Here is a 20,974-nt window from a genome sequence, read left to right as displayed (position 1 = left end):
CAGCATTCATTTATTCGTCAGTTTACATTAACAAGCTATTAAGTTTGGTTGTGTAGAATACAGCTACTTTTTTCGTATCAGCTTTCCTTGGTACGTTCATCTTTAAGTATTAACTGTATTTTAAATGGAACTGTTAAAACTATGACCGCTCATCGGATAACTCAAACCTCTGCTCACTCACTTCCACGTTTTGTTAAATCAACGCTGTGCATCTCAATTTTATCTGTGTTTAATCACGCATATGCGGATGAAGCTGAAAATAAAGCAATAGAAAGCAAGGATATGGAAGTAATAGAGGTGCGTGGTATTCGTTCCAGTATGGCGGCTAATTTAGATATAAAGCGTTTGTCGAGCTCTGTGGTTGATGCGATTACAGCGGAAGATATTGGTAAGTTCCCTGATAAAAATGTCGCAGACTCATTACAACGCGTACCTGGCGTGGTGATTGACCGTGATGGAGGCGAAGGCTCATCGGTAAGTATTAGAGGATTATCATCTGAGCTGACCTTTTCTCAGCTAAATGGTAATTTTATTGCGTCATCACCAGGCGAGCCATCTCGTTCGTTTGATTATGCATTACTCCCCTCAGCCATGATTGAAAGCGTGGAAGTGTATAAATCACCAGAGGCACGTTTAGATGAAGGTGGTGTGGGCGGCACGGTATTAATGCATAGTCGTAAACCGCTAAGTATGGATGCAAACTCAGGGGTGATTAATATTGAAAGTACCTATGCTGATGTAACTGAAGAATCTGAGCCGCAAGTAACGGCACTTTACTCTTGGAAGAACGAGGCTGATACCTTTGGCATGTTGTTTGGTTATACCTCACAAAAACGCACTAACCGCACTCTTTCAGGTGGCACCGATGCAAATGTGTGGCGCTTTATTGGTGAAAAACCGGTCGATATAAATGGCGCGCCGGTTGATAACAATAATCAGTGGGGCTCAGTAACCGATGCTCAGGGCAATAATTATAACAATGTTTGGTTTCCTCAAGTGGTTCGTGGCTCAATTGTAAACGAATTACGTGAGCGAGAAGGGGTACAATTTAGTACGCAGTGGCGCCCAACCAGCCGCATTGAAATTGGTTTTAACTACTTTGGTTTTTCACTTGATAAAAATAGAACTGAGTCGGTGATTGATATACCTGAGTGGTCTTTAAATCCTGATTTTTTAACCGATGTAAGTTTGGATGAGTCGGGCACGATAGTTAATGGAATGCAATTTGATGCAGCTGCAAGTGGTATAGAAAATGATATGCAATTGCCGTGGATGCGAGGCAGTTATGTACGTGAAGAGTCAACCTCTGATACTTTTGATCTCAACCTAACCTACGAAGGCGATTATTTTAAAGCCCGTTTTGTGGCAGGCAATACACGCTCTGAAGGTGGGCCGAAAGAGAGTTGGGAGGCAGCCTATAAAAGCTCAAACGCCGGTGAAAATGAAAGCCGTATAGAAAATGCTGCGCAAACAGCGGGTTGGCAAATTAATGAAAACGACATTAGTTTAAATATAGACCCAAATACGCTAGCAAACCTACTTAATGGCGTGGGAGGCGGTCGCGATCCGGGCTCGTCAAATTCAAGTTTTGTACGCAGTGAACTCGAAGAAGATTACTACCAAGCTGACTTTGATATTTATACTGATTGGGGCATTTTAAGAACAATTAAAACTGGAGTAAAGTACCGAGAAGCCACACTGCATCGTGAAACCGGTAATACCTTCTTTTTAGATCCTAATTTTGATATTGCCGCAGCAGAAGCCAGTGAGGGGGGGATCACTCGTTTTGACAGTTATCAGTGGAACAACGGCATGCCACTAGCACAAGATGTGTTTATCAACGAAGCTAACATTGCGGGTGGTTTTAATATAAACCAAATGCCCGGCATTGATTGGGATAAATACCGCGATATTGTGACCAGTCATTATGTTCCGTATACGCGTAAAGAAGATAATTTCATTTATGATATTGAAGAGCAAATAGCGGCATTTTATTTACAAGGTGATTTTGAATTTGATAGCGTGCGCGGTAATTTAGGGGTACGTGTTGTACGCACGAAAACCATGACATCATCAACCGATCTATACACATATTTGCTGGATCATACTGACGATGAAAGCGGGGAGGCGGTAACCGGAGACGATAGATTTGTTGAAGATTATCAACTCATTACTCAAGAGAATACCGATACCCAAATTTTACCTAGCTTTAATATTGCATGGGATGCCAGCGAAGATATTGTTGTGCGCGGCGCTATTGCAAAAGTAATGTCTCGCCCTGATTATGCCGATTTAGGTGCGCAACAACGCATTACGTTTGTTTCAGATGAGTGGGCCGACGACAGAGCTGAATTTAATGAAATTCCGGGTTTTAGTGGCAGTGGCGGTAATAAAAACTTAAAACCGTTTGAGTCGGTGCAAGCGGATTTATCTATTGAATATTATTACAGCGAAGGCTCTGCCGTTGGTTTAGCACTATTTCATAAAACTGTTGATAACTTTGTTGTTCCCTTAGTTATTGACGTACAACAAGATTTTGCAGGTAAAGAGGGCATAGTTGAGGCAGGAAATATTACTGTGTCGCCATATAGCACTGTAGGCAATGGCACTGATGCTGTATCTAAAGGGGCTGAAGTATTTATACAGCATGCCTTTGATAGTGGTTTTGGTTTTTATGCAAACTACACTTATAACAAAACCAATAAGGCCGATGTAGAAGTGGATGGTAAAGAGTTTGGTAAATCGCCTTTAATTGGCAGTGCTAAGTACCAGTACAATACCTCGATATATTATGAGGGAGATGCTTTTAATATTCGTGCTTCTTATAACAAACGCGGTGAAACCGTGTTGGGTTTAAATAGTGGTTTAAACGTGTATCAAGACCCATACGAGCAAGTTGATGTAAATGCATCAATTACTTTATTAGAAGACTTGAGCCTAACAGCCGCTGTGATAAATTTAACTAAATCTGAGTCAGTAACCCGATTGGGTAACGATACAGAGTCTCGGTTATTAAACTCAAGCTATTCGGGTAGACGATATTATGCGGGCATAAACTATCGTTTTTAAGCTGAGTTTGTTGAGTTTAGGTAAACAAGCTGTTTTGTTGCTGTTTTAGCTTTTTCTTGTAAGTTATTACTTTATAATGAGCATTATAAAAATTATTTAATTAATATTAACAGGATTGAAATGAGTGATTTAACGGCAATAGCCAACTTATCTATTTTATTAGTTGAGCCTTCTGAAGTGCAACAAAAGCTAATAAAAAAATCACTGGCTCAGTGTGGTGTTACACAAATTGAAGCGGCCAGCACTCAAGAAAATGCGCTGGCCGCTTTATCAAAGTATCACCCTGACTTGGTGATCAGCAGTATGTATTTTAGCGACGGTACTGCAGACTCTTTATTACAGGCAATACGCAGTAACAGTAATACTGAGCAGCAGGCGTTTATGCTGGTGTCGAGCGAACGTAATAAGCGCCATTTAGAGCAACTTAGGCAATCGGGCGTATTAGCTATTTTACCTAAACCGTTTAATGCCGACGAGATCACCCGTGCGCTTAAAGCGACTCTGGATATTATTAGCGAGCAAGAGGTGGAGCTAGAGCACTTTGATGTCACTTTACTTCGTGTGTTGGTGGTTGATGACAGTCGCTTTGCACGAAAACATATAATACGAGTGCTAGCGGGAATGGGTATTCCTGAACCTGTAGAGGCAGAAGACGGTAAACAGGCGATCGAAATGCTTAATAATCAATCATTCGATTTAATTGTTACAGATTACAATATGCCAGAAATGGATGGTAAAGAGTTAACTGAAACCGTTAGAAAATCGAATGCTTACTCACATATTCCAATCCTGATGGTCAGCTCAGAGGCCAACGATACTCATTTAGCTAATATTGCTCAAGCCGGGGTGGATGCCATTTGTGACAAACCATTTGAACCTGCAACGGTGCGCGATTTGCTTTTTAAAATCATGAGCTAACTCGCAGCTGCAAAAGCACTTTTTAACTAAAGTGCTTTTAAGTCGCTTTGCAGTAATGTAATGAAAAATTAAGTAACTTGGCACCAGATAAGGGCTTACTTAAATAAAACCCCTGAGCAATATCGCAGTTTAGCTCGTTGAGTAAATCTAGCTGCTCTTTGGTTTCTACTCCCTCTGCAACTACTCTTATTTCTAGGCTGTGTGACATAGCTATGGCCGCTTTTACTAAATTACAGTCGGCCTTGTTATTTGTTATCCCTGCAATAAAGCTACGGTCAATTTTTAGCACATCAAAAGGGTATTCTCGTAAGTAACTTAATGATGAATAGCCTGTGCCAAAGTCGTCCATTGACAGTTTTATGCCCAGCTCATCAATTTGCACTAAGGCATCATGAATTGAGGCTTGGCTATTCATTAGTACCCCTTCGGTAATTTCCAGCTCTAAGCATTCATTATTAATGCTATTTTTATGTAGAGTATGTTTAATTATATTAACCAGTTCCGGATCTCTGAATTGGCGCGGCGATAAATTAATCGCCATGGTATAGTTTTGCTGGTTAATTGATTGCCATTCATTCAAAAAGCGTAAGGCTTGTTGAAGAACAAATAAACCAATAGGCGCAATTAAGCCTGTTTGCTCTGCAATGGGAATAAATTCATCAGGGGTGATTTCCCCTAACACTATATTATGCCAACGTAGCAAGGCTTCAGCGCCAATGATGGTGTTTGTTTTTACATCTATTTGCGGTTGATAATAAAGCTCAAATTCGTTTCGCTCCAGGGCTCCATGCATTTGCTCTTCTATTTCAAAACGCCGGCGCATAGCAACGTTCATTTGCGGGGTAAAAAAAGAGGAGGTATTGCGCCCCATCGCTTTTGCTTGGTACATAGCGGTGTCGGCATTACGTAACAACACCGAGGCACACGTACCGTCTTTGGGAGAAATCGCAATACCAATACTTAATGTCAGTATTAAGTCTCTGCCTTCGAGCTTGAAGGGTTTTCTAAATGCTTGAAGTAATCGCTCAGCAATTGCTAAAGCATCATTTTCATCGTTTAAACTGGATATTAAAACAATAAATTCATCACCCCCTAATCGACCGACAGTGTCATTTTGCTTTAGTGTTTGCTGTAATCTAGCGGCTGCTGCAATTAACAGTTTATCGCCTACTTCATGCCCTAATGAGTCATTCACTTTTTTAAAGTCATCAAGGTCTAAAAAAAACACCGCTGCTTTTTCATGACTCTTTTGTACTTCCATTAATATTTGTGACAAGCGATCTAAAGACAAAAAGCGGTTAGGCAAATCGGTTAAGCTATCAAAGAGAGCTTGATGACGGATCAATTCTGCTGAGCGGTGTGGTTCGCTAATATCACGAATAATCACCATGATTTGGTTTTTTTTGGGCAGTAGGCGCAATCTCGCCTCATAATAAATTACGCCTTCAGGCATGCTCAATTCATATTCAAAACTGACCATACTGTTTTGAGCTATTGTTTTTTCTATATGAATTTGAAATTTTTCCGCTACTTTTTCAGGCAGTACATCAATCATTTTTTTACCAATAAACTGCTCAGGTGAAATATACAGGTCCTTACTATTATTAACATGGTAATCAGCAATGATGCCATTTTGCTCTAGTACAAAAAATAAGTCGGGAATGGCTTCAAAGATAGTTTTCAACATACTGGCATTAAATGTGGCTTCTGCTTGTGCCTTGTGAACCTCAGAAAGGTCAATATCAATACAGTACATTTGTTTGGTATTGTATTGATTAGTAAACATAACATGGCTTGAAAATACAGCCACATCATTACCCTCTTTATGTTTGAGGATAAGCTCTGAGGCGGGAATTTCAATATCATGCTTAATCCAATTACTATGGGCTTCAATTACGGGCTCTCGCATTGGTGTGGGTATTATTAAATCTTCGAGTTTTTTGCCAATGGCTTCCTGTTGCGAATACCCATAAAGCAATTCACTGCCTTTATTCCAATAAATTACACGCCGTTGCTCATCATAACCTTGCACCGATATAGAATCGACTGCATCAAATAGTTGATGCAACGGATCATTAGTAACATATTGATGGGCAGGCATATTATGGGCTTTATGGGGATCCATTAAATGGGTTCCAGTTATTGAATTACTTTATTTATATATTAGACATAAAGTTGAGATTTAGCATGGTAAGGGAGGTTTCAATGTGTGACTTTTCATTGATTTAGTCGAAAGTAATTTTAACAAAGCACAATTAAGTACTTTTAAAGCAAAGGCCAATAAAGATTGGCCTTTGGATTATCTTGTTAGTTGGTGGGCATTAAATAGATTTCGCGTACGCTATTACGCTGGTTGGCCTCAATAGCAAATAATACCGCATCGGCCACATCTTGTGGGTCGAGCTTATCGGGTTTTGCTTCATCAAAAAAAGGCGTATTTACCATACCTGGCGCAATAGTGGTACAGCGACCATGCCAGGGTTTCATTTCCTCTGCTAAATTTTGACCAAAGCCATGTGCAAACCATTTAGTAGCACCATATATAGAGCCGTCAATGGGTCTTCTTCCTGCTGCAGAGCTGGTTAAAATAAAATGCCCTTGGTTTTCACGTAAATGAGGCAAGGTGAGTTTTGCGGTCCACAACAACGCTTTAATGTTAAGATCAACCATGGCTGACCACTCTTGGGGATCGCCATTCACTGTGCCTGGTGATGACACACCCATGCCCGCGTTAGCGAATGCTGCGTCTAATCGCCCAAACTTTTCAATGCCCTTACTTACTACACTCTCAAGCTCGCTAAACTGAGTGGCATCGGCTGAAACGCTAAATGCACTTTCATGGCCTAACTCATCAACTAGTTTATTGAGTTTATCTTCACTGCGCGCAGTTAATATTACTTTGTGACCATTATTAACTAATGTTTTAGCGGTCGCCTCGCCAATACCACTAGAGGCACCGGTAATTAAAATTACTTTATGTGTCATAGTTCCTCCAAACAAAAAGCCCGCAAGTGCGGGCTAAAATTTATAATAGTTGATTGCTTATTGGGCAATGTCAAATGTCACTTCAGTATCTTCACCGGTTACAACCGTTACTGGCTGAACCTGATAAAGAGTAAATGCTTCATCCTGAAGTTCAGCATCATCAATATGTGCGTTACAGGTATAACCTAGCTGGTAATCGCCAGGCGTAATAAATGCTAATTCAAATTCATATTGGCTAGTTTCATTGTTTAGTACAACATTTGCAGTAGCCAATGGTGCGTCTACAGGGGTTTCACCCTCAGTGACTTCGTAATTATCAAGTGGTTGCTCTACATCACTGTTATACAAGTAAACAGCATGGCCAAATGAACCATCTTCAGCGGCAACCTCAATGTTATCGGTTTCACAATTTGCATAAAGTGATTCGCTTACTGTACCTTCAATATCTTGTGACTCAGCAAGGTTTTCAAGACGAACTCCACGTGGTTTTAATACTATTTCGTTACCGCTTTGTGGCGCAACTAACGATTTTTTAAGATCAAATTCAAGTACAAAAGTGTTGTCCGTTTGATTCAGAGTAAAACCATCAAGTTGAATTTCACCGATCCCGTCATTGCCTTTTCGTTTTACGATTAACGGTGCAGTGCTGTCATCTTCATAAACAACATGCGAGGTTTCGGTTAGGTTGTTTATATCACCATTAATTACATCAGCACGTATCCACGAGTATTCACCCGCAGGTACGTCTTCGCCCTCTAGTAAGGAAAAAATATCATCGCCAGTGTAATCCAATAAGTTAACCATTTCAGCTTTGGTTGAATCGCTGGCTTCACGGGTTTCGAAGCTAAAATCTTCGCCACCTTGTGAACGCAAGGTAATAGAGTCAAAAACTACATTAACCGCTTTTAAGCCTGTTACTGGCGCATCTGAAACTCCTAAACTGAACGTTGATTTTTGCGGATCGGTAGGAGTAATAGGGGAGTCATCATTTGATGAACCACAACCCGTTAATGCTAATAAGACGGCGCTACTAAGTAATGTTGATTTTAAGTTCATGTTAGGTTTCCAAATACTTTAAAGTATCACTCAGTATAGATACAAAAACTTAACCTAAATTGAATTAAAAATTATTAATTACAGGAAGAAGATTTAAATACTGTGTATCTTCCCCCTATAAAAAAAAGCTTAGGCTTCTAATTGGAAGGGATAAACTGATCCCAAGCTCAGTAATTGTGTTAACTCATCAAGGGCTTGGTAGCTTTCGGTAAGTAAAGCAGGGTCTGCAAAGTCGTTGGCACCAAGTTTATCTCGGTAATGGCGAGTAGCCCAATCACATAATTGAGTATACTTTTGCTCATTTAAGATCACATCAGGATTTACCGCTGCTAATTCGTGGCTGTTTAATGCAACTCGTAATCGCAAACAAGCAGGCCCACCACCATTTTGCATACTTTGGCGCAAATCAAAAAACTGCACTTGATTTATGGGGTTATCGGCAACAATTAGCTCTTCAATATACGCTTTTACAGCAGGGTTGCGCTGGCATTCTTGTGGGGCAACGAGCAGCATTGCATCGTCATTCATGCTAACCAGTTGGCTATTAAATAAATAGCTACTGACAGCATCTTGAATACTCACTTTGCTGGTTGGCACCTCAATAATATAAAGCTGTTTGTTACCTACATAGGCTTCGCGGATATCGTCTAATGCTTGCGTTTGGTTTAAAAACGCCTGTTGATGGCATAATAAAACATTGGCGTTACCCACTGCAATTACATCATTATGGAACACTCCTTGGTCAATCACATCAGGGTTTTGTTGTAATAGTATTTGGCTGGTATCTTTTATATTGTGCAATCGACAAATGGCTTCAGACGCTTCCAAAGTTTGCCTTGCAGGGAACTTAACGGGTTTAACCAGTTTACTGTTAAAGGCACTTGCACCAAATACAAATAACTCTAGCCCGGTTTCACCATGGCTGTCGCACAGGCGAGTATGGTTTGCTGCGCCTTCATCACCAAAAAAACCTTGCTCAGGCAAATGTGAATGGTGTGCAAAGTATTGCTCGTTATTAAACATTGCTTTAAGCAAACGTGTCGTCGTATTTGGCTCTAAAGAGCGATGAAATTTATTATTCAGGTTAGCAGCAGTGAAGTGTACCTTGCCGTCGTTAGTATCAGGTGAAGGCGATATGGTGGCTGCATTAGCGGTCCACATGGCAGAGGCAGAGTAACAGGCGCGCAATAAAATAGGATCAGCTTTAAAAGCTTTATTAATGACTTGCGCATCGTTGCCAGTAAATCCTAAACGGCGAAGTACATTTAAATCTGGGCGAGCATGAGGAGCAAAAACCCCTTGGGTTAAGCCTTTATCATGCATAGCTTTCATTTTAGCCAGGCCCTGCAATACAGCTTCTTGCGGATTTGAAAAACTCGCCGCGTTATTTAACGAAGCAACATTACCATACGACAAACCTGCGTAGTTGTGAGTAGGGCCGACTAAGCCGTCAAAATTAACTTCTAAAGCATGCATACACGTTCCACTAACCAATTAAATAGTCTTTTACAATACAACGCTATGAGGTAGCTTGCAAAGTCTGTTCAAAAATAGTTTAACGCGAATAGATACGCTCTTTTTCACTGGTGGTATGCGTATTTGTTGGCTCATTTACTTGCCACACTGTGATATCTAAGCGCCATAAAAAATAAAGAGTGTTGTATAAATTAGACATAACTTTTCCTTGGTGTTGCTAACGTCATTAAGAGAGAAGGAAGAAGTATGCCAATTGTTAATTGAATATTTTATGAATAATAATCAATAAGTTAATTTTTTATAACTAAACTATAAAAAAGCTTAAGCACCACATTGGATAAATTTACGCTAGGTTTGCACTAACTTGGGACTGTCTTTAGCATCGACACTTTCATCTTCAGTCTGGGTGCTTAAGTCGCTAACGATTAAATCGAGTAACTGCATTAATTGCTGTGCTTGGTTAGTGTCGATACTGTCAAATTTACAGAAAATTGTTTTTGGAATATCAGCAGCTTTAAGTTTTAAAGATTGGCCGGTGTGAGTCAATTGCACCAAACGCTTACGCTTATCGTGTTCGTCCTTTATAACGTTAAGCAGTGACTTGCTGGTCATCTTTTTTAATATTTGAGTAAGCGCGCCACCATCAATTGCGGTTTTATCGATTAGTTCGGCGATGGTTACTTCATCTTGCTCCCAAAGCGCCATCATAACAACATACTGAGGATAGGTAAGGTTAAGCTCTGTTAGAGGCTCCCGATAGGCACGGGCTATGCTGTTAGACGCCATATATAAACGATGGCATAACTGATTTTTTAATTTTAACTGTTCAAACGACATCGCATTACCCTTCAATTCAAGATAGCTTATTTTAATTTGCATGCAAAGTAATTGCAATCAGAATTTAATTGCCTTATTATTTTGCGTGCAAAGTAATTAATTTGAAAATTTTAAATCTTAGGAGTTCACTATGAATGTATTACAAAATGTAGCTTATACAGCAAAAGCAACGGCAACAGGCGGACGTGAAGGGGTAGCTAAATCGGATGATGGTCGTTTAGATGTTAACTTATCAACGCCTAAAGGGTTAGGTGGTGATGATGGTCAAGGCACTAATCCAGAGCAATTATTTGCAGCAGGTTATGCCGCCTGTTTTATTGGTGCACTTAAATTTGTAGCCGGTAGCGAAAAAGTTGCTTTACCAAGCGATACTTACATTAACTCTGAAGTGTCTATTGGTGCTATTGAAGGTGGTTTTGGTATTGCTGTAAAGCTTGCTGTATCACTAGGTGATATGGACAAAGCAGCGGCGCAAGAGCTGGTAAATAAAGCACATCAAGTATGCCCATACTCAAACGCAACACGCGGTAATATTGAGGTAGAACTTTCAGTTATTTAATTTACCTCTTTATATTGTTTATAAAAACACGCCATGAGTGATCATCGCGTGTTTTTTATTCGCAACTATATCTATAAATGAATTGAAAATAGATAAAATCAGTTATATTCGAAATTTCATATATTCACTATTCCATATGTTTGTTTTTTGTTTTATTGTATATGCATAAACCAAATGAGGACGCTATGGAACAACTCAACCCACTACAGTTTTATAAATGCTTAGCTGACGATACGCGCTTAAAAGCCATGCTGCTAATTAGCCATGAGCAAGAATTATGTGTATGCGAGCTTGTGGCTGCCCTTGAGCTTAGCCAGCCTAAAGTATCTCGTCATTTAGCCCAGCTTAGGCAATGTGGCTTATTGAGCGATCGTAAGCAAAATCAATGGGTGTATTACAGTATTAATAAAGCCCTACCAGAGTGGGCTGAAAATGTACTAGCACAAACCCGTAGCGCTAATATTGAATTTTATAACGATGATTTAAATCGACTCAATGCAATGGGTAACCGCCCTGAGCGTGCAGCAAACTGCTGTTAATTAACTTTTAAAGGTATTTATTATGACAATTAAAGTAGGGATTAATGGTTTTGGCCGTATGGGGCGCTTAACATTGCGTGCTGCACTTGATTGGCCTGAAATTGAATTTATTAAAATTAATGATGTTGCTGGCGATGCTAAAACGCATGCACATTTACTCGAATTTGATTCAGTACATGGGCGTTTGGCACACAATGTAACAGCATCAGCGCACAGCTTTAGTGTAGGTAAACACACCATTGATGTAACTAATAATAAAAACATTGATGATACTGATTGGTCAGATTGCGATGTAGTCATTGAAGCCAGCGGTGTGATGAAAACCACCGAATTATTAAATCACTACCTAGCTCAAGGTGTAAAACGTGTGGTAGTGACTGCACCGGTGAAAGAAGACGGTATTTTAAATGTAGTGATGGGCGTAAATGATGATTTATATAATCCTGATGAGCATAAAATTGTTACAGCGGCATCATGTACAACCAACTGTTTAGCGCCAATTGTTAAAGTACTACAAGAAAAAGTGGGTATTAAACACGGCTCTATGACTACTATTCACGATATAACTAACACCCAAACTATTATTGATGCCCCACATAAAGACTTACGTCGAGCTCGCTCATGTGGTACCAGTTTAATCCCCACTACAACAGGCAGTGCCACGGCTATAACACATATTTTCCCTGAACTTAAAGGGAAACTAAATGGCCATGCTGTTCGTGTGCCACTCACTAATGCCTCAATTACAGACTGTGTATTTGAGCTTGAACACGGTGTTACGCAAGATGAAGTAAACGAGTGGTTTTATCAGGCTGCAGAGGGCACATTAAAAGGGATTTTAGGTTATGAAGAGAAGCCACTTGTGTCTATTGATTATAAAACCGATCCGCGTAGTTGTACTATTGACGCGCTTTCTACCATGGTGATTAATAATACCCAGCTTAAATTATATGCTTGGTACGATAATGAGTGGGGGTATGCAAACCGTACCGCCGAACTTATGCTAAAAGTAGCAAAAAGTGATGTAGTTAATTAGCCTAAGGTATTAACCATGTTTGCTCAACTTAGTGATTTACCTCAAGCGATAAAACAATATTTAATTATTACCGGTAATTATTGGGCGTTTACTTTAACCGATGGGGCGCTGAGAATGCTGGTGGTGCTGTATTTCCATCAGCTAGGATATGATGCACTTGCCATCGCTATGCTGTTTTTGTTTTATGAAGTGTTTGGGGTGATCACTAACTTAGTGGGGGGGTGGCTTGGCGCGCATTTAGGCTTAAATAAAACCATGAATATTGGCTTAGGCATACAGCTTGTTGCCTTAGCTATTTTATGTGTACCTAGTGATTGGCTGGGCGTTTTTTACGTTATGGCTGCACAAGCGCTCAGTGGTATTGCCAAAGATTTGAATAAAATGAGTGCTAAAAGCGCAATTAAGTATTTAGTGCCTGATGACGAAACAGGGCAAAGTAAACTATATAAATGGATTGCGTTACTAACCGGTTCAAAGAATGCGCTCAAAGGCATAGGCTTTTTTTTAGGTGGATTACTATTAACTTTAGTGGGCTTTAAAGGCGCATTATTTGCGTTGATTGCTCTGTTAGGTATTGCTTGGTTGGTTAGCCTTATTTACTTAAAAGGTGATATGGGTAAAGCCAAAAATAAGCCTAAATTTAAGGAGTTATTTTCAAAATCCAGAGCCATTAATTTACTCAGTGCTGCGCGATTATGTTTATTTGCTGCACGTGATGTATGGTTTGTAGTTGCGCTACCTGTTTATTTGGCCGCTCAGTTTAACTGGGATCATTGGTGGGTAAGTGGTTTTATGGCACTGTGGGTTATTGCCTATGGAGCTGTGCAGTCACAAGCCCCTAAAATAACTGGTAATTCGGCTAATAAAATCGATGTGCTTAATAAGGCATACTTCTGGGCCATTGCTTTAACGGGGGTGACTTTTATATTAGCAGTGCTCATGCAGTTTAATATTGCTATTCATATTAGTTTGCTCATCGGTTTGTTAGTTTTTGGTGCTGCTTTTGCGGTTAACTCCTCTTTGCATAGTTACCTGATAGTCAGTCTTGCTAAAAGCGATGCAGTATCATTAGATGTGGGTTTTTATTATATGGCTAATGCAACCGGTCGACTGGTTGGGACAGTATTCTCAGGATTAGTGTATAAACTATATGGATTACAAGCTTGCTTGTGGGTAAGTGTTAGCTTGCTTTTTGTTGTTGTGTTAGTGACTCTGCGACTAAATAAGCAAAGTTAAATGGTCGTTGGCTATGAGATTAAGTTATCCATATTATTTTAAAATAATTAATAATATGTTGTTTAATTTGGTCTAAACTAAAAATAAATAAGTAAAGCAAGGTAGTTATAAATGCGGGAAATAGCGTTAGCAAAAAAGTTATTATGGATAAGCGTCGGAAGTATACTTTTAACGGTAGTACTATTTTCAGGCATACTTTGGTCTAAACTCTCATCGAGTAATGCCAACACTTCTGCAGAAGCTGAGACTCTAATTGTTAATGAGGTCGATGGGCGATTAACAGCAAATGCAGCCGCCTATGGTGAAAAAATTGCCGCCTTTATTAATGAAGCTTACCGAATACCTTTTTCACTTGGTAGTATTTTAGAAGATGCCGATAAAGCCTCAATAAAGCGTGATTCAGTTGTTTCTTTAAATCGTTCAATATTAGAAAGTAATGATGTTATTTCCTCTATTTATTCACAGTTTGAAAAAAATGGTTTTGATGGTAAAGATAGTGAATTTACTCAAGGATACAATCACTCTGTTGCTGGTGCTGGAACATTAGAAATTTATTTCACTAAAAATAGCAATGGTTTGGTTGAGCAACAGGTTGTGGAAGACGCGGAAGAAAAATACGCGGATAAAATAAACGAATTTGGTTTACGTGAGGCAGAGTGGTACTTGTGTGCTAAAGACAAGCTAAAACCATGCATTATGGAACCCTACTTGTATGAGATTACACCGGGTTACTCAGAAATGATGACCTCACTTGTTGTCCCTGTTATTAAATCAGGCAAGTTTGTAGGCGTTACAGGGGCGGATATAACTTTACCTGTATTTCAAAAACTAACAGAAGAGCTTTCAAAGGCGCTTTACGATGGCAAAGCAAAAGTAACGCTACTTAGTCATTTGGGTTTAATTGTTGGTACAAGTCATTACAAAGAAAAATTAGGCCGCCCACTAAAAGAAGCTGTTAGCGCTAAAAGTTATGAGAGTTACAAAGCACTAAAAGGCACTAAAGGAATAAACAAACAGGGCGCTGAAATAATGGTGTCTTACCCGATTGAAATTAAGCTTGCTGATGTGAAATGGATGCTGCTAATTGAAGTACCCGCTGAACTTGCCTTTGAAGGACCTATTCAATTAACTGCTGGCATGTCTGAGGTTGCAAAAGAGCTGGGTGTGATTATTTTGATCACCGGGACTGTGATTGCGGTATTGGCATTTATAGTAATGAAGCTTGTAGTAGGCAGTGTTGTGGCTCCTCTTAAACAAATTCAGGAGCGGGTTGACAACTTAGCAAGCTCTGAAGGTGATTTAACACAAACTCTGCATGTTGATACTCACGCTGAGCTTATAGCTCTGGCTGGAGGATTTAATAAGTTTTTATCAAAACTTCGTGAATTGATCAGTGAGCTTAAAGCGGTCTCAGATCAAACCAAGCACCAAGGTGAAGTTACCTCAAATATTGCGGTAGAAACCAAGCATAATGTGCAAGCACAGTTTAAAGAAATTGAAAGTGTGGTTACTGCAATGAACGAAATGAGCGCGACAGCACTTGAAGTGGCAAAAGCTTCAGAGCAGTCGGCGCAACAAGCTGATGAAATTAACACCTTAGTGGTTAGTAGCGAATCGAGCTTATCATCGGCTATGTCGCAAGTTAAAACCATGTCTGAAGAAATTAAAGAAGCTAATCAGGCAGTAGAAAAAGTAGCATCGCGTAGTAATGATATTACTCAAATACTTGATGTGATCCGAACTATCTCTGAGCAAACTAACTTACTAGCACTAAACGCAGCTATTGAGGCTGCACGAGCTGGGGATCACGGACGTGGTTTTGCCGTTGTTGCTGATGAGGTTAGAGCTTTAGCATCTAAAACGCGCTCCTCAACCGATGACATTAGTAGTTTAATCGATAGCTTACTTTCAGAAGTGGGTAATGCATCAACTGTTATCGAAAAAGGTGTAGTACGCGCCGAAACTGCAGTAGATGAAACCTCAACAGCTTTTGATGCACTGCACAGTGTGGTTGTGAAAGTAGATGAAATAACCAATCAAATTACCCATATTGCAACGGCTGCTGAAGAGCAAAGCTTAGTCACCGAAGAAATAAATCGCAACTTGACGATAATTTCTGATGCTGCTTCACAGCTTTCTGATTTATCTGCTCAAGCAGGCGATAGCAGCGAAGAGTTAAATAAACTAGTTGCGCAGCAAGACTCTGAGCTTAATAAATTAAAAACCTAGACGTCGAACTTTGGTTTTAGATTAAAAAGGCAGCTAACTTTATTAGCTGCCTTTTTATTTTAAGCTAAAGACTCTTCATGAGTGAAAACATGTTTTCGATCATTGGTTTGGCCAACTTTTCTACATTTGGTCGATTAAAATAACTACGTAAGCCAGTAAATTGTATTTGGAAAAAACGAGCATAATCTATAGCCGAGGTATTTCCACTGAGCTCTTTATTAGCTATAGCGTTTGTAAATAGTTCAGTAAGGTAATGTTCAAAGTCTATCATCAGCTCTACGCTGATTTGATAAAGATAGCTGTCTTTATCAACAAACTCATTATTTGCCTTAACTAACATGCAGATAGAACTTGGAGTATGACTTTGTGAGGAAATAACAACATATTCTACAAAGTCTTGCAGTGCTTCAAGAATACTGCTGCATGATACTAAACGTTCATCTATTAAGCTTTGCATTTGCTTGGCATAATTTTTTATCGCTTCACAATATAAACCTTCCTTAGAGCCAAATGCCGCATAAATGCTGCCTGGACGCATATTAATTGCATCTTGTAAATCGCGGGTAGATGTAGCATGAAAGCCCTTCTCCCAGAATAATTGACTAGCGGCATAAACAACTTGCTCGCGTTCAAATTTAACTTTATTGGCCATGATAGTTTCTATTAAGTTGAGCAACTGTTCAACTTTAACTTGAGCGATCGCTCAAAATCAAATAGTATGTGTCTCGATGTTACTTAAAACTATTTTTAATTGGAGTTAGTGATGGCCGAATTTACCCTATACACACAAGAAAATGCATCAGAAGAAGCACAACCTCTATTGGCAGACTCTATTGCTGCTTTTGGTATGTTACCCAACCTTCATGCTGTAATGGCTGAGGCGCCAACCTTACTTAAAGGCTACCAAGTACTGCATGAGCTATTTCAAAAAACATCGTTTAACGCAGAAGAGCTAACAGTGGTATGGCAGTCAATTAATGTTGAGCACGAATGCCATTACTGTGTACCAGCACACAGCGCAATTGCCGCTTCAATGAGAGTTGATCAAGGTATTGTTGATGCGCTAGTTAATAAAACGCCACTGGAGGATGTAAAACTTGAAGTTCTTCGTGAAACAACCCTTGAGATGACACGCGAACGAGGTGTGCTAAGCCAGTCACAGCAGGATAAGTTTTTTGCCGCTGGCTATACAAAGCAACAGCTTTTAGAAATTGTATTGGGTCTTGCGCAAAAGGTGATGAGTAATTACACCAATCATCTTGCAGATACGCCAGTGGATGATGCGTTTAAGAAATTTGTAAAATGATAGGTTAGCCACTATTTAGCCATTAAGTTATATCGATTTAATGGCTAAATAATTTTTATATAAAGATGAAGCTGTTTATTTAAATTTAACGTCTTTATTACTGCGATAGTAAGTGCGAACTTCTGGTTTAGTCCATTCACCTTTTTTTAAATAAGAGGTAGAAACAACAAACTGTTGGTCTTTAAATTCACTGGTTGATTTCACTTTAGTGATCCCTTCTTGGCTACCTGTAACATCTTCATAGGCCACAAATTGTGTTGGGCTCAGTACTTTCATGACGCCTTTAGTATAAAAGCCAGCTGTTGTGAAATAATAGAAAACAAGTGACTGTTTTTTACGATCATAGAAAATCATTGATTCCCCTCCATACTCACCCTCATTAATAGAGTGTGTAGTACGAATGGCTTTACCATTGAGTACGCGCTGCCATTTACTCACATCTTGAATGTTTGGCTCACCTTTTTCGGTATTAAAATCAGCTTGCCAAGTGCCTAAGTAGGGCGTGAAAATCGCAAGTTCTGGTGCTAGTGACTCTGTTTTATTATTCGCTAGAGTGCTAAATATAGATAGCGATAACAGCAGCATCGCGGCCTTTAAATATGTCATAATTAACCCGAGTGTTTATTTATTATTCTTATTATAGGCGATTATTTTTTGATAAAAAGTACCTTAATTATATTTTCGAGCGTGTTTATAGCTTTACTATGGCTTGCTTATTTAAATCATAAAATTGAGATGTTCGTACCGATATATATTTCACTACTCAGTGGTATTACATTTTTATATTATGCGTGGGACAAACGAAAAGCAGTACAGTCGAATCGCAAGCAAGTAAGTCGTATACCTGAACGACATTTACATCTCTGTGCTCTATTGGGAGGATGGCCTGGTGCACTTATAGCGCAGCAGACTTTAAGGCATAAGTCACAAAAGCGTGTATTTATAGTGATATTGTGGCTGTGTATAGCGGTGAATTTAAGCTTGGGTAGTTATGCATGGTATGTTTATTATTAATGTTTAAATGCCTTTATTCATTAAAGGCATTTCACTTTTTTAAACAGTCTATTGCGCTGATTGGCTTAACTGTTTTTCATCGAGCTCTATAGTTAAAATGGTTTTTTTATCAACCGTTACCCATTTTCTATAAGTTACATAGCCCGCTTTACTTACTTCAATATCATATTTACCAGCATCTAGTTCAATTGCATCTTGATATACAGGCACTATATTCATTATCCGTACTCTAGAATCAGCTGGGTTAGTAATAACCGTAAGTGATATTGGTGCACTTTCTTCGCTCACTTGAGGGGTTGGCTCAATAACGACATCTTCAGTTTTGCTGGTTTTAGATGTTGCTGAACAGCCTGAGAGTATGAGGGCTGCAGCTAGTAAGCTTAATTTTTTCATAGGTACTCCATTAATTATAAAAACTCTAAATATGTAAAATCTTGGCGGAGTGTATGATGATATGAATGCACTCGTCGTCCTTGACTTTGTTATCTGTATTTTGATTTTAGTCTAATAGCTATGTAATCGTTATTCAATCACCGCTGTGCTATTTTTGAGCAATAAACATATGCTCTTTTTAAAGCATATTATCTAAAGACTGAGTAATCGCTTCACTTTTTTCAACTAAGCGCTCAGCAGCTTTATACATTCTTTTTTTCATTAAATCGTTAGCTGTGCTGATGTAACGTCTCGATAATTCTTTTCTCAACGAGACTAAAAGTGAGAAGTCATTCGGTAATGCTGTTGATTCAGACTTAATAAACTCTTCAAACTCCATTAACGCTTTATGATCTTCTATTGTTTCTAATTGAGCCGAGAAACGCTGAAACTTAGGACCATAAAACACCACTGCATCGGCACGCGGAAAGTCGGCTTGTTCGCCTAAATTAATCTTTTGCTGATACGCAGTTAATGCATTAATAGCAGACTCTCGCTGCATTAAATTTGCTAGTAACTCATCCGCTTTTTTGTTGTTTGTAAAAACGATTTTACCCACGTTTAAGAGAACTTTTTGGGTGATCACATCGTCACTTTCTATAGCGGTATTTAACGCAACAGTGAAATTATCAAGGTGAAGATCTGTTGGCTGATAACGGTAAGTTTTATCAACTTCTTTTAAGTCTGAAACTAAGTGAGCAATACTATTGGGCTGCTCTTCGTTATAACGCGACTGTTCAAGTAATAAATCGATTCTGGCTGTAATATCAAAAATAATTGATTGGCGTTCTCTAAGTACACTTTCTAATTGCATCGATAGTTTTTCTGAATCAGGGTAATAATCTAATGCATCAGAGTAGACGGCTATGATTTTATCGAAATCTTTAAATTTACGACCTGCAATATTATTAAACTGATTAGCTTCATCATTAAAGCTCTCTAATATGCTTTGCTGGTTTGATCTTAGTAACCCTTGTTTAAGCACTTCATATTGTGGTGGAATTTGTTCAAGTTTGTTTAAAATAGTTGGCCCCTGCCAAGACATCCACGCTTCTACCTGTTGGTTAATCGCTTTGGCATTATCGAGTTGTGCCTGTAATTGTTTTGTATTATCTGAGCTTGAGTAATAATTTTGCGCAATTAAACCAATAATGGCGATACTGGCGACGCTTGCAAAAATGGCTGGCTTTAAGTTTGTTGTGAGACTTTTTAAAATGGGCTCTAATGATTCAAGCCTTTGATTCGCATTTAAAACTAATGCTTTATTTAAATTGTTCCACAAAAGAATAGGGCAGTTACTTGGTTTTTTCACTGTTGTATTTTTAGGTACTTTGTCTGCAGCAACACGGTTAAATGGGTGTTTACTACTGAGTAGTTCATAGGCAATACAGGCAAAAGAAAAAACATCGTCTTTTACTGATGCTTCACTACCCTTTAATTGCTCAGGACTTGCATATGTTGGGGTGTAGCCGCCAATAGTTGCCAGTTCACTGTCATTTTTTACAGCGTATTGATCGTCTAAGCTTTTGTGTTTGGCAATACCAAAGTCAAGCACCTTAAGGTTGCCGTTAGAGTCAAAAATAATATTTGAGGGCTTAAGGTCGTTATGAATTACGCCCCGCGAGTGGGCATAAATTAGCGCATTGGTTAATTGCTCTAAAATAATTTTTGCTTTTTTAAACGCTAAACCTGAGGGTTTATTACGTTTAATAATTTGTTCCAGTGTTTCCCCTTCAATTAACTCCATAGTGACATAATATAAATCGCCATCAGAATCTGCTGAGTACACTTTTACAATACTTGGGTGGGAAAGTTGCTGTGTTTTTGCTGTTTCATCTTTTAGTAATGAAATAGCTTCTTCAGAGCTTGAAAATTCTTCCTGAAGTACTTTAATTGCTACCGTTGCTTCTGAGCGATTACTGCTTTCTAAAAAAGTATCGCGCGCCCGATAAATGTAGCACATACCGCCTTGGCCAATCAGCTCTTCAATTAAGTAGCGGCCAGATATTTTTTTGCCAAGTAGGTTTTGCTTGCGAATGTTTGACGTTTTTTTTGTGTTTGAGTCTAGGGAAGCAATCTGAGTTTTATCGTTGTGATCATTAGTACTACTCATAAAAAATCCTTTTATTGTGTTAAGTTAAATAATTACAAAGGTAAATATTCTCTGCTTATCTATCAATTTTCCCTCTGATATGAGTATGTATTTTACAAAAATATACAATTATAGCAATGCCTGAGTGACATATTGTTGTTGGTAAATTTCCCTTACTATATATTGAAAA

The 20,974-nt window shown here is 38.9% G+C and carries 18 protein-coding genes; 9 read left to right on the top strand and 9 right to left on the bottom strand.

The window, feature by feature from the left end; genetic code table 11:
- Positions 1-141: 141 nt before the first annotated feature.
- Both CWB78_RS04370 and CWB78_RS04365 read left to right on the top strand, forming a co-directional pair.
- A complete protein-coding gene (locus tag CWB78_RS04370; RefSeq protein ID WP_138594361.1) occupies positions 142-3,069 on the top strand; it encodes a TonB-dependent receptor in 2,928 nt (975 codons plus the stop codon).
- A gap of 120 nt (positions 3,070-3,189) precedes the next feature.
- Positions 3,190-3,987: a response regulator gene (locus CWB78_RS04365; RefSeq protein WP_138594359.1), complete on the top strand. Its 798-nt coding sequence runs from the start codon at positions 3,190-3,192 to the stop codon at positions 3,985-3,987.
- 37 nt (positions 3,988-4,024) lie between these two features.
- Here the strand turns inward: CWB78_RS04365 and CWB78_RS04360 are convergent, their stop codons facing one another.
- From CWB78_RS04360 to CWB78_RS04340, 5 genes are all read right to left on the bottom strand, one after another.
- Complete coding sequence (locus CWB78_RS04360) at positions 4,025-6,112, bottom strand: bifunctional diguanylate cyclase/phosphodiesterase (RefSeq protein WP_138594357.1); 2,088 nt, start codon at positions 6,110-6,112, stop codon at positions 4,025-4,027.
- 182 nt (positions 6,113-6,294) lie between these two features.
- Complete coding sequence (locus CWB78_RS04355; RefSeq protein WP_138594355.1) at positions 6,295-6,972, bottom strand: SDR family oxidoreductase; 678 nt, start codon at positions 6,970-6,972, stop codon at positions 6,295-6,297.
- Positions 6,973-7,029: 57 nt separating this feature from the next.
- Complete coding sequence (locus CWB78_RS04350; RefSeq protein WP_138594353.1) at positions 7,030-8,028, bottom strand: DUF4382 domain-containing protein; 999 nt, start codon at positions 8,026-8,028, stop codon at positions 7,030-7,032.
- A gap of 129 nt (positions 8,029-8,157) precedes the next feature.
- Complete coding sequence (astB, locus tag CWB78_RS04345) at positions 8,158-9,504, bottom strand: N-succinylarginine dihydrolase (protein ID WP_138594351.1); 1,347 nt, start codon at positions 9,502-9,504, stop codon at positions 8,158-8,160.
- Positions 9,505-9,852: 348 nt separating this feature from the next.
- The gene (locus CWB78_RS04340; protein WP_055011612.1) at positions 9,853-10,341 is read right to left on the bottom strand and encodes a MarR family winged helix-turn-helix transcriptional regulator; all 489 of its coding nucleotides are present in this window, start codon (positions 10,339-10,341) and stop codon (positions 9,853-9,855) included.
- Between the two features lie 130 nt (positions 10,342-10,471).
- On the opposite strand from CWB78_RS04340, the gene CWB78_RS04335 reads away from it, so the two are divergent.
- The 5 genes from CWB78_RS04335 (at position 10,472) to CWB78_RS04315 (ending at position 15,940) form a co-directional block, all read left to right on the top strand.
- Positions 10,472-10,900, top strand: a complete 429-nt coding sequence (locus CWB78_RS04335; protein WP_008108945.1) for an organic hydroperoxide resistance protein — start codon at positions 10,472-10,474, stop codon at positions 10,898-10,900.
- Positions 10,901-11,085: 185 nt separating this feature from the next.
- Positions 11,086-11,439, top strand: a complete 354-nt coding sequence (locus tag CWB78_RS04330; protein WP_008108943.1) for a metalloregulator ArsR/SmtB family transcription factor — start codon at positions 11,086-11,088, stop codon at positions 11,437-11,439.
- A 22-nt stretch (positions 11,440-11,461) separates the two neighbouring features.
- Positions 11,462-12,475, top strand: a complete 1,014-nt coding sequence (locus tag CWB78_RS04325; protein WP_054201402.1) for an ArsJ-associated glyceraldehyde-3-phosphate dehydrogenase — start codon at positions 11,462-11,464, stop codon at positions 12,473-12,475.
- Positions 12,476-12,490: 15 nt separating this feature from the next.
- Complete coding sequence (arsJ, locus tag CWB78_RS04320) at positions 12,491-13,711, top strand: organoarsenical effux MFS transporter ArsJ (protein WP_138594349.1); 1,221 nt, start codon at positions 12,491-12,493, stop codon at positions 13,709-13,711.
- Positions 13,712-13,822: 111 nt separating this feature from the next.
- On the top strand, positions 13,823-15,940 hold the full coding sequence (locus tag CWB78_RS04315; protein ID WP_138594347.1) for a methyl-accepting chemotaxis protein: 2,118 nt from the start codon (positions 13,823-13,825) through the stop codon (positions 15,938-15,940).
- 64 nt (positions 15,941-16,004) lie between these two features.
- Here CWB78_RS04315 and CWB78_RS04310 read toward each other — a convergent pair whose 3' ends face one another.
- Positions 16,005-16,592 carry a TetR/AcrR family transcriptional regulator gene (locus CWB78_RS04310; RefSeq protein ID WP_010389407.1) on the bottom strand — a complete coding sequence of 196 codons (588 nt, stop codon included), beginning with the start codon at positions 16,590-16,592 and terminating at the stop codon, positions 16,005-16,007.
- Between the two features lie 111 nt (positions 16,593-16,703).
- Here CWB78_RS04310 and CWB78_RS04305 point away from each other — a divergent pair, with 111 nt between their 5' ends.
- Positions 16,704-17,246, top strand: coding sequence for a carboxymuconolactone decarboxylase family protein (locus tag CWB78_RS04305; protein ID WP_054201398.1), 543 nt, complete (start codon positions 16,704-16,706; stop codon positions 17,244-17,246).
- Positions 17,247-17,321: 75 nt separating this feature from the next.
- Here CWB78_RS04305 and CWB78_RS04300 read toward each other — a convergent pair whose 3' ends face one another.
- The gene (locus tag CWB78_RS04300) at positions 17,322-17,852 is read right to left on the bottom strand and encodes a hypothetical protein (protein ID WP_054201397.1); all 531 of its coding nucleotides are present in this window, start codon (positions 17,850-17,852) and stop codon (positions 17,322-17,324) included.
- 48 nt (positions 17,853-17,900) lie between these two features.
- On the opposite strand from CWB78_RS04300, the gene CWB78_RS04295 reads away from it, so the two are divergent.
- Positions 17,901-18,260 carry a DUF1294 domain-containing protein gene (locus CWB78_RS04295; protein WP_054201396.1) on the top strand — a complete coding sequence of 120 codons (360 nt, stop codon included), beginning with the start codon at positions 17,901-17,903 and terminating at the stop codon, positions 18,258-18,260.
- 48 nt (positions 18,261-18,308) lie between these two features.
- Here CWB78_RS04295 and CWB78_RS04290 read toward each other — a convergent pair whose 3' ends face one another.
- Positions 18,309-18,653 carry a PEGA domain-containing protein gene (locus CWB78_RS04290; protein ID WP_138594345.1) on the bottom strand — a complete coding sequence of 115 codons (345 nt, stop codon included), beginning with the start codon at positions 18,651-18,653 and terminating at the stop codon, positions 18,309-18,311.
- A 178-nt stretch (positions 18,654-18,831) separates the two neighbouring features.
- On the bottom strand, positions 18,832-20,805 hold the full coding sequence (locus CWB78_RS04285) for a serine/threonine-protein kinase (RefSeq protein WP_075170043.1): 1,974 nt from the start codon (positions 20,803-20,805) through the stop codon (positions 18,832-18,834).
- Positions 20,806-20,974: the final 169 nt, after the last annotated feature.

It is taken from the genome of Pseudoalteromonas sp. S1612 (assembly GCF_005887175.1).
Classification (GTDB): domain Bacteria; phylum Pseudomonadota; class Gammaproteobacteria; order Enterobacterales; family Alteromonadaceae; genus Pseudoalteromonas; species Pseudoalteromonas undina.
This window is presented reverse-complemented; position numbering and strand designations above follow the sequence as displayed.

What these genes read in the sequence shown, in the direction of transcription:
- CWB78_RS04355 (WP_138594355.1), bottom strand. Translation starts at nt 6,972, where the DNA reads ATGACACATAAAGTAATTTTAATTACCGGTGCCTCTAGTGGTATTGGC.
- CWB78_RS04315 (WP_138594347.1), top strand. Translation starts at nt 13,823, where the DNA reads ATGCGGGAAATAGCGTTAGCAAAAAAGTTATTATGGATAAGCGTCGGA.
- CWB78_RS04305 (WP_054201398.1), top strand. Translation starts at nt 16,704, where the DNA reads ATGGCCGAATTTACCCTATACACACAAGAAAATGCATCAGAAGAAGCA.
- CWB78_RS04330 (WP_008108943.1), top strand. Translation starts at nt 11,086, where the DNA reads ATGGAACAACTCAACCCACTACAGTTTTATAAATGCTTAGCTGACGAT.
- arsJ (WP_138594349.1), top strand. Translation starts at nt 12,491, where the DNA reads ATGTTTGCTCAACTTAGTGATTTACCTCAAGCGATAAAACAATATTTA.
- CWB78_RS04370 (WP_138594361.1), top strand. Translation starts at nt 142, where the DNA reads ATGACCGCTCATCGGATAACTCAAACCTCTGCTCACTCACTTCCACGT.
- CWB78_RS04325 (WP_054201402.1), top strand. Translation starts at nt 11,462, where the DNA reads ATGACAATTAAAGTAGGGATTAATGGTTTTGGCCGTATGGGGCGCTTA.
- CWB78_RS04340 (WP_055011612.1), bottom strand. Translation starts at nt 10,341, where the DNA reads ATGTCGTTTGAACAGTTAAAATTAAAAAATCAGTTATGCCATCGTTTA.
- CWB78_RS04285 (WP_075170043.1), bottom strand. Translation starts at nt 20,805, where the DNA reads ATGAGTAGTACTAATGATCACAACGATAAAACTCAGATTGCTTCCCTA.
- CWB78_RS04350 (WP_138594353.1), bottom strand. Translation starts at nt 8,028, where the DNA reads ATGAACTTAAAATCAACATTACTTAGTAGCGCCGTCTTATTAGCATTA.
- CWB78_RS04290 (WP_138594345.1), bottom strand. Translation starts at nt 18,653, where the DNA reads ATGAAAAAATTAAGCTTACTAGCTGCAGCCCTCATACTCTCAGGCTGT.
- CWB78_RS04310 (WP_010389407.1), bottom strand. Translation starts at nt 16,592, where the DNA reads ATGGCCAATAAAGTTAAATTTGAACGCGAGCAAGTTGTTTATGCCGCT.
- CWB78_RS04360 (WP_138594357.1), bottom strand. Translation starts at nt 6,112, where the DNA reads ATGGATCCCCATAAAGCCCATAATATGCCTGCCCATCAATATGTTACT.
- CWB78_RS04335 (WP_008108945.1), top strand. Translation starts at nt 10,472, where the DNA reads ATGAATGTATTACAAAATGTAGCTTATACAGCAAAAGCAACGGCAACA.
- astB (WP_138594351.1), bottom strand. Translation starts at nt 9,504, where the DNA reads ATGCATGCTTTAGAAGTTAATTTTGACGGCTTAGTCGGCCCTACTCAC.
- CWB78_RS04300 (WP_054201397.1), bottom strand. Translation starts at nt 17,852, where the DNA reads ATGACATATTTAAAGGCCGCGATGCTGCTGTTATCGCTATCTATATTT.
- CWB78_RS04365 (WP_138594359.1), top strand. Translation starts at nt 3,190, where the DNA reads ATGAGTGATTTAACGGCAATAGCCAACTTATCTATTTTATTAGTTGAG.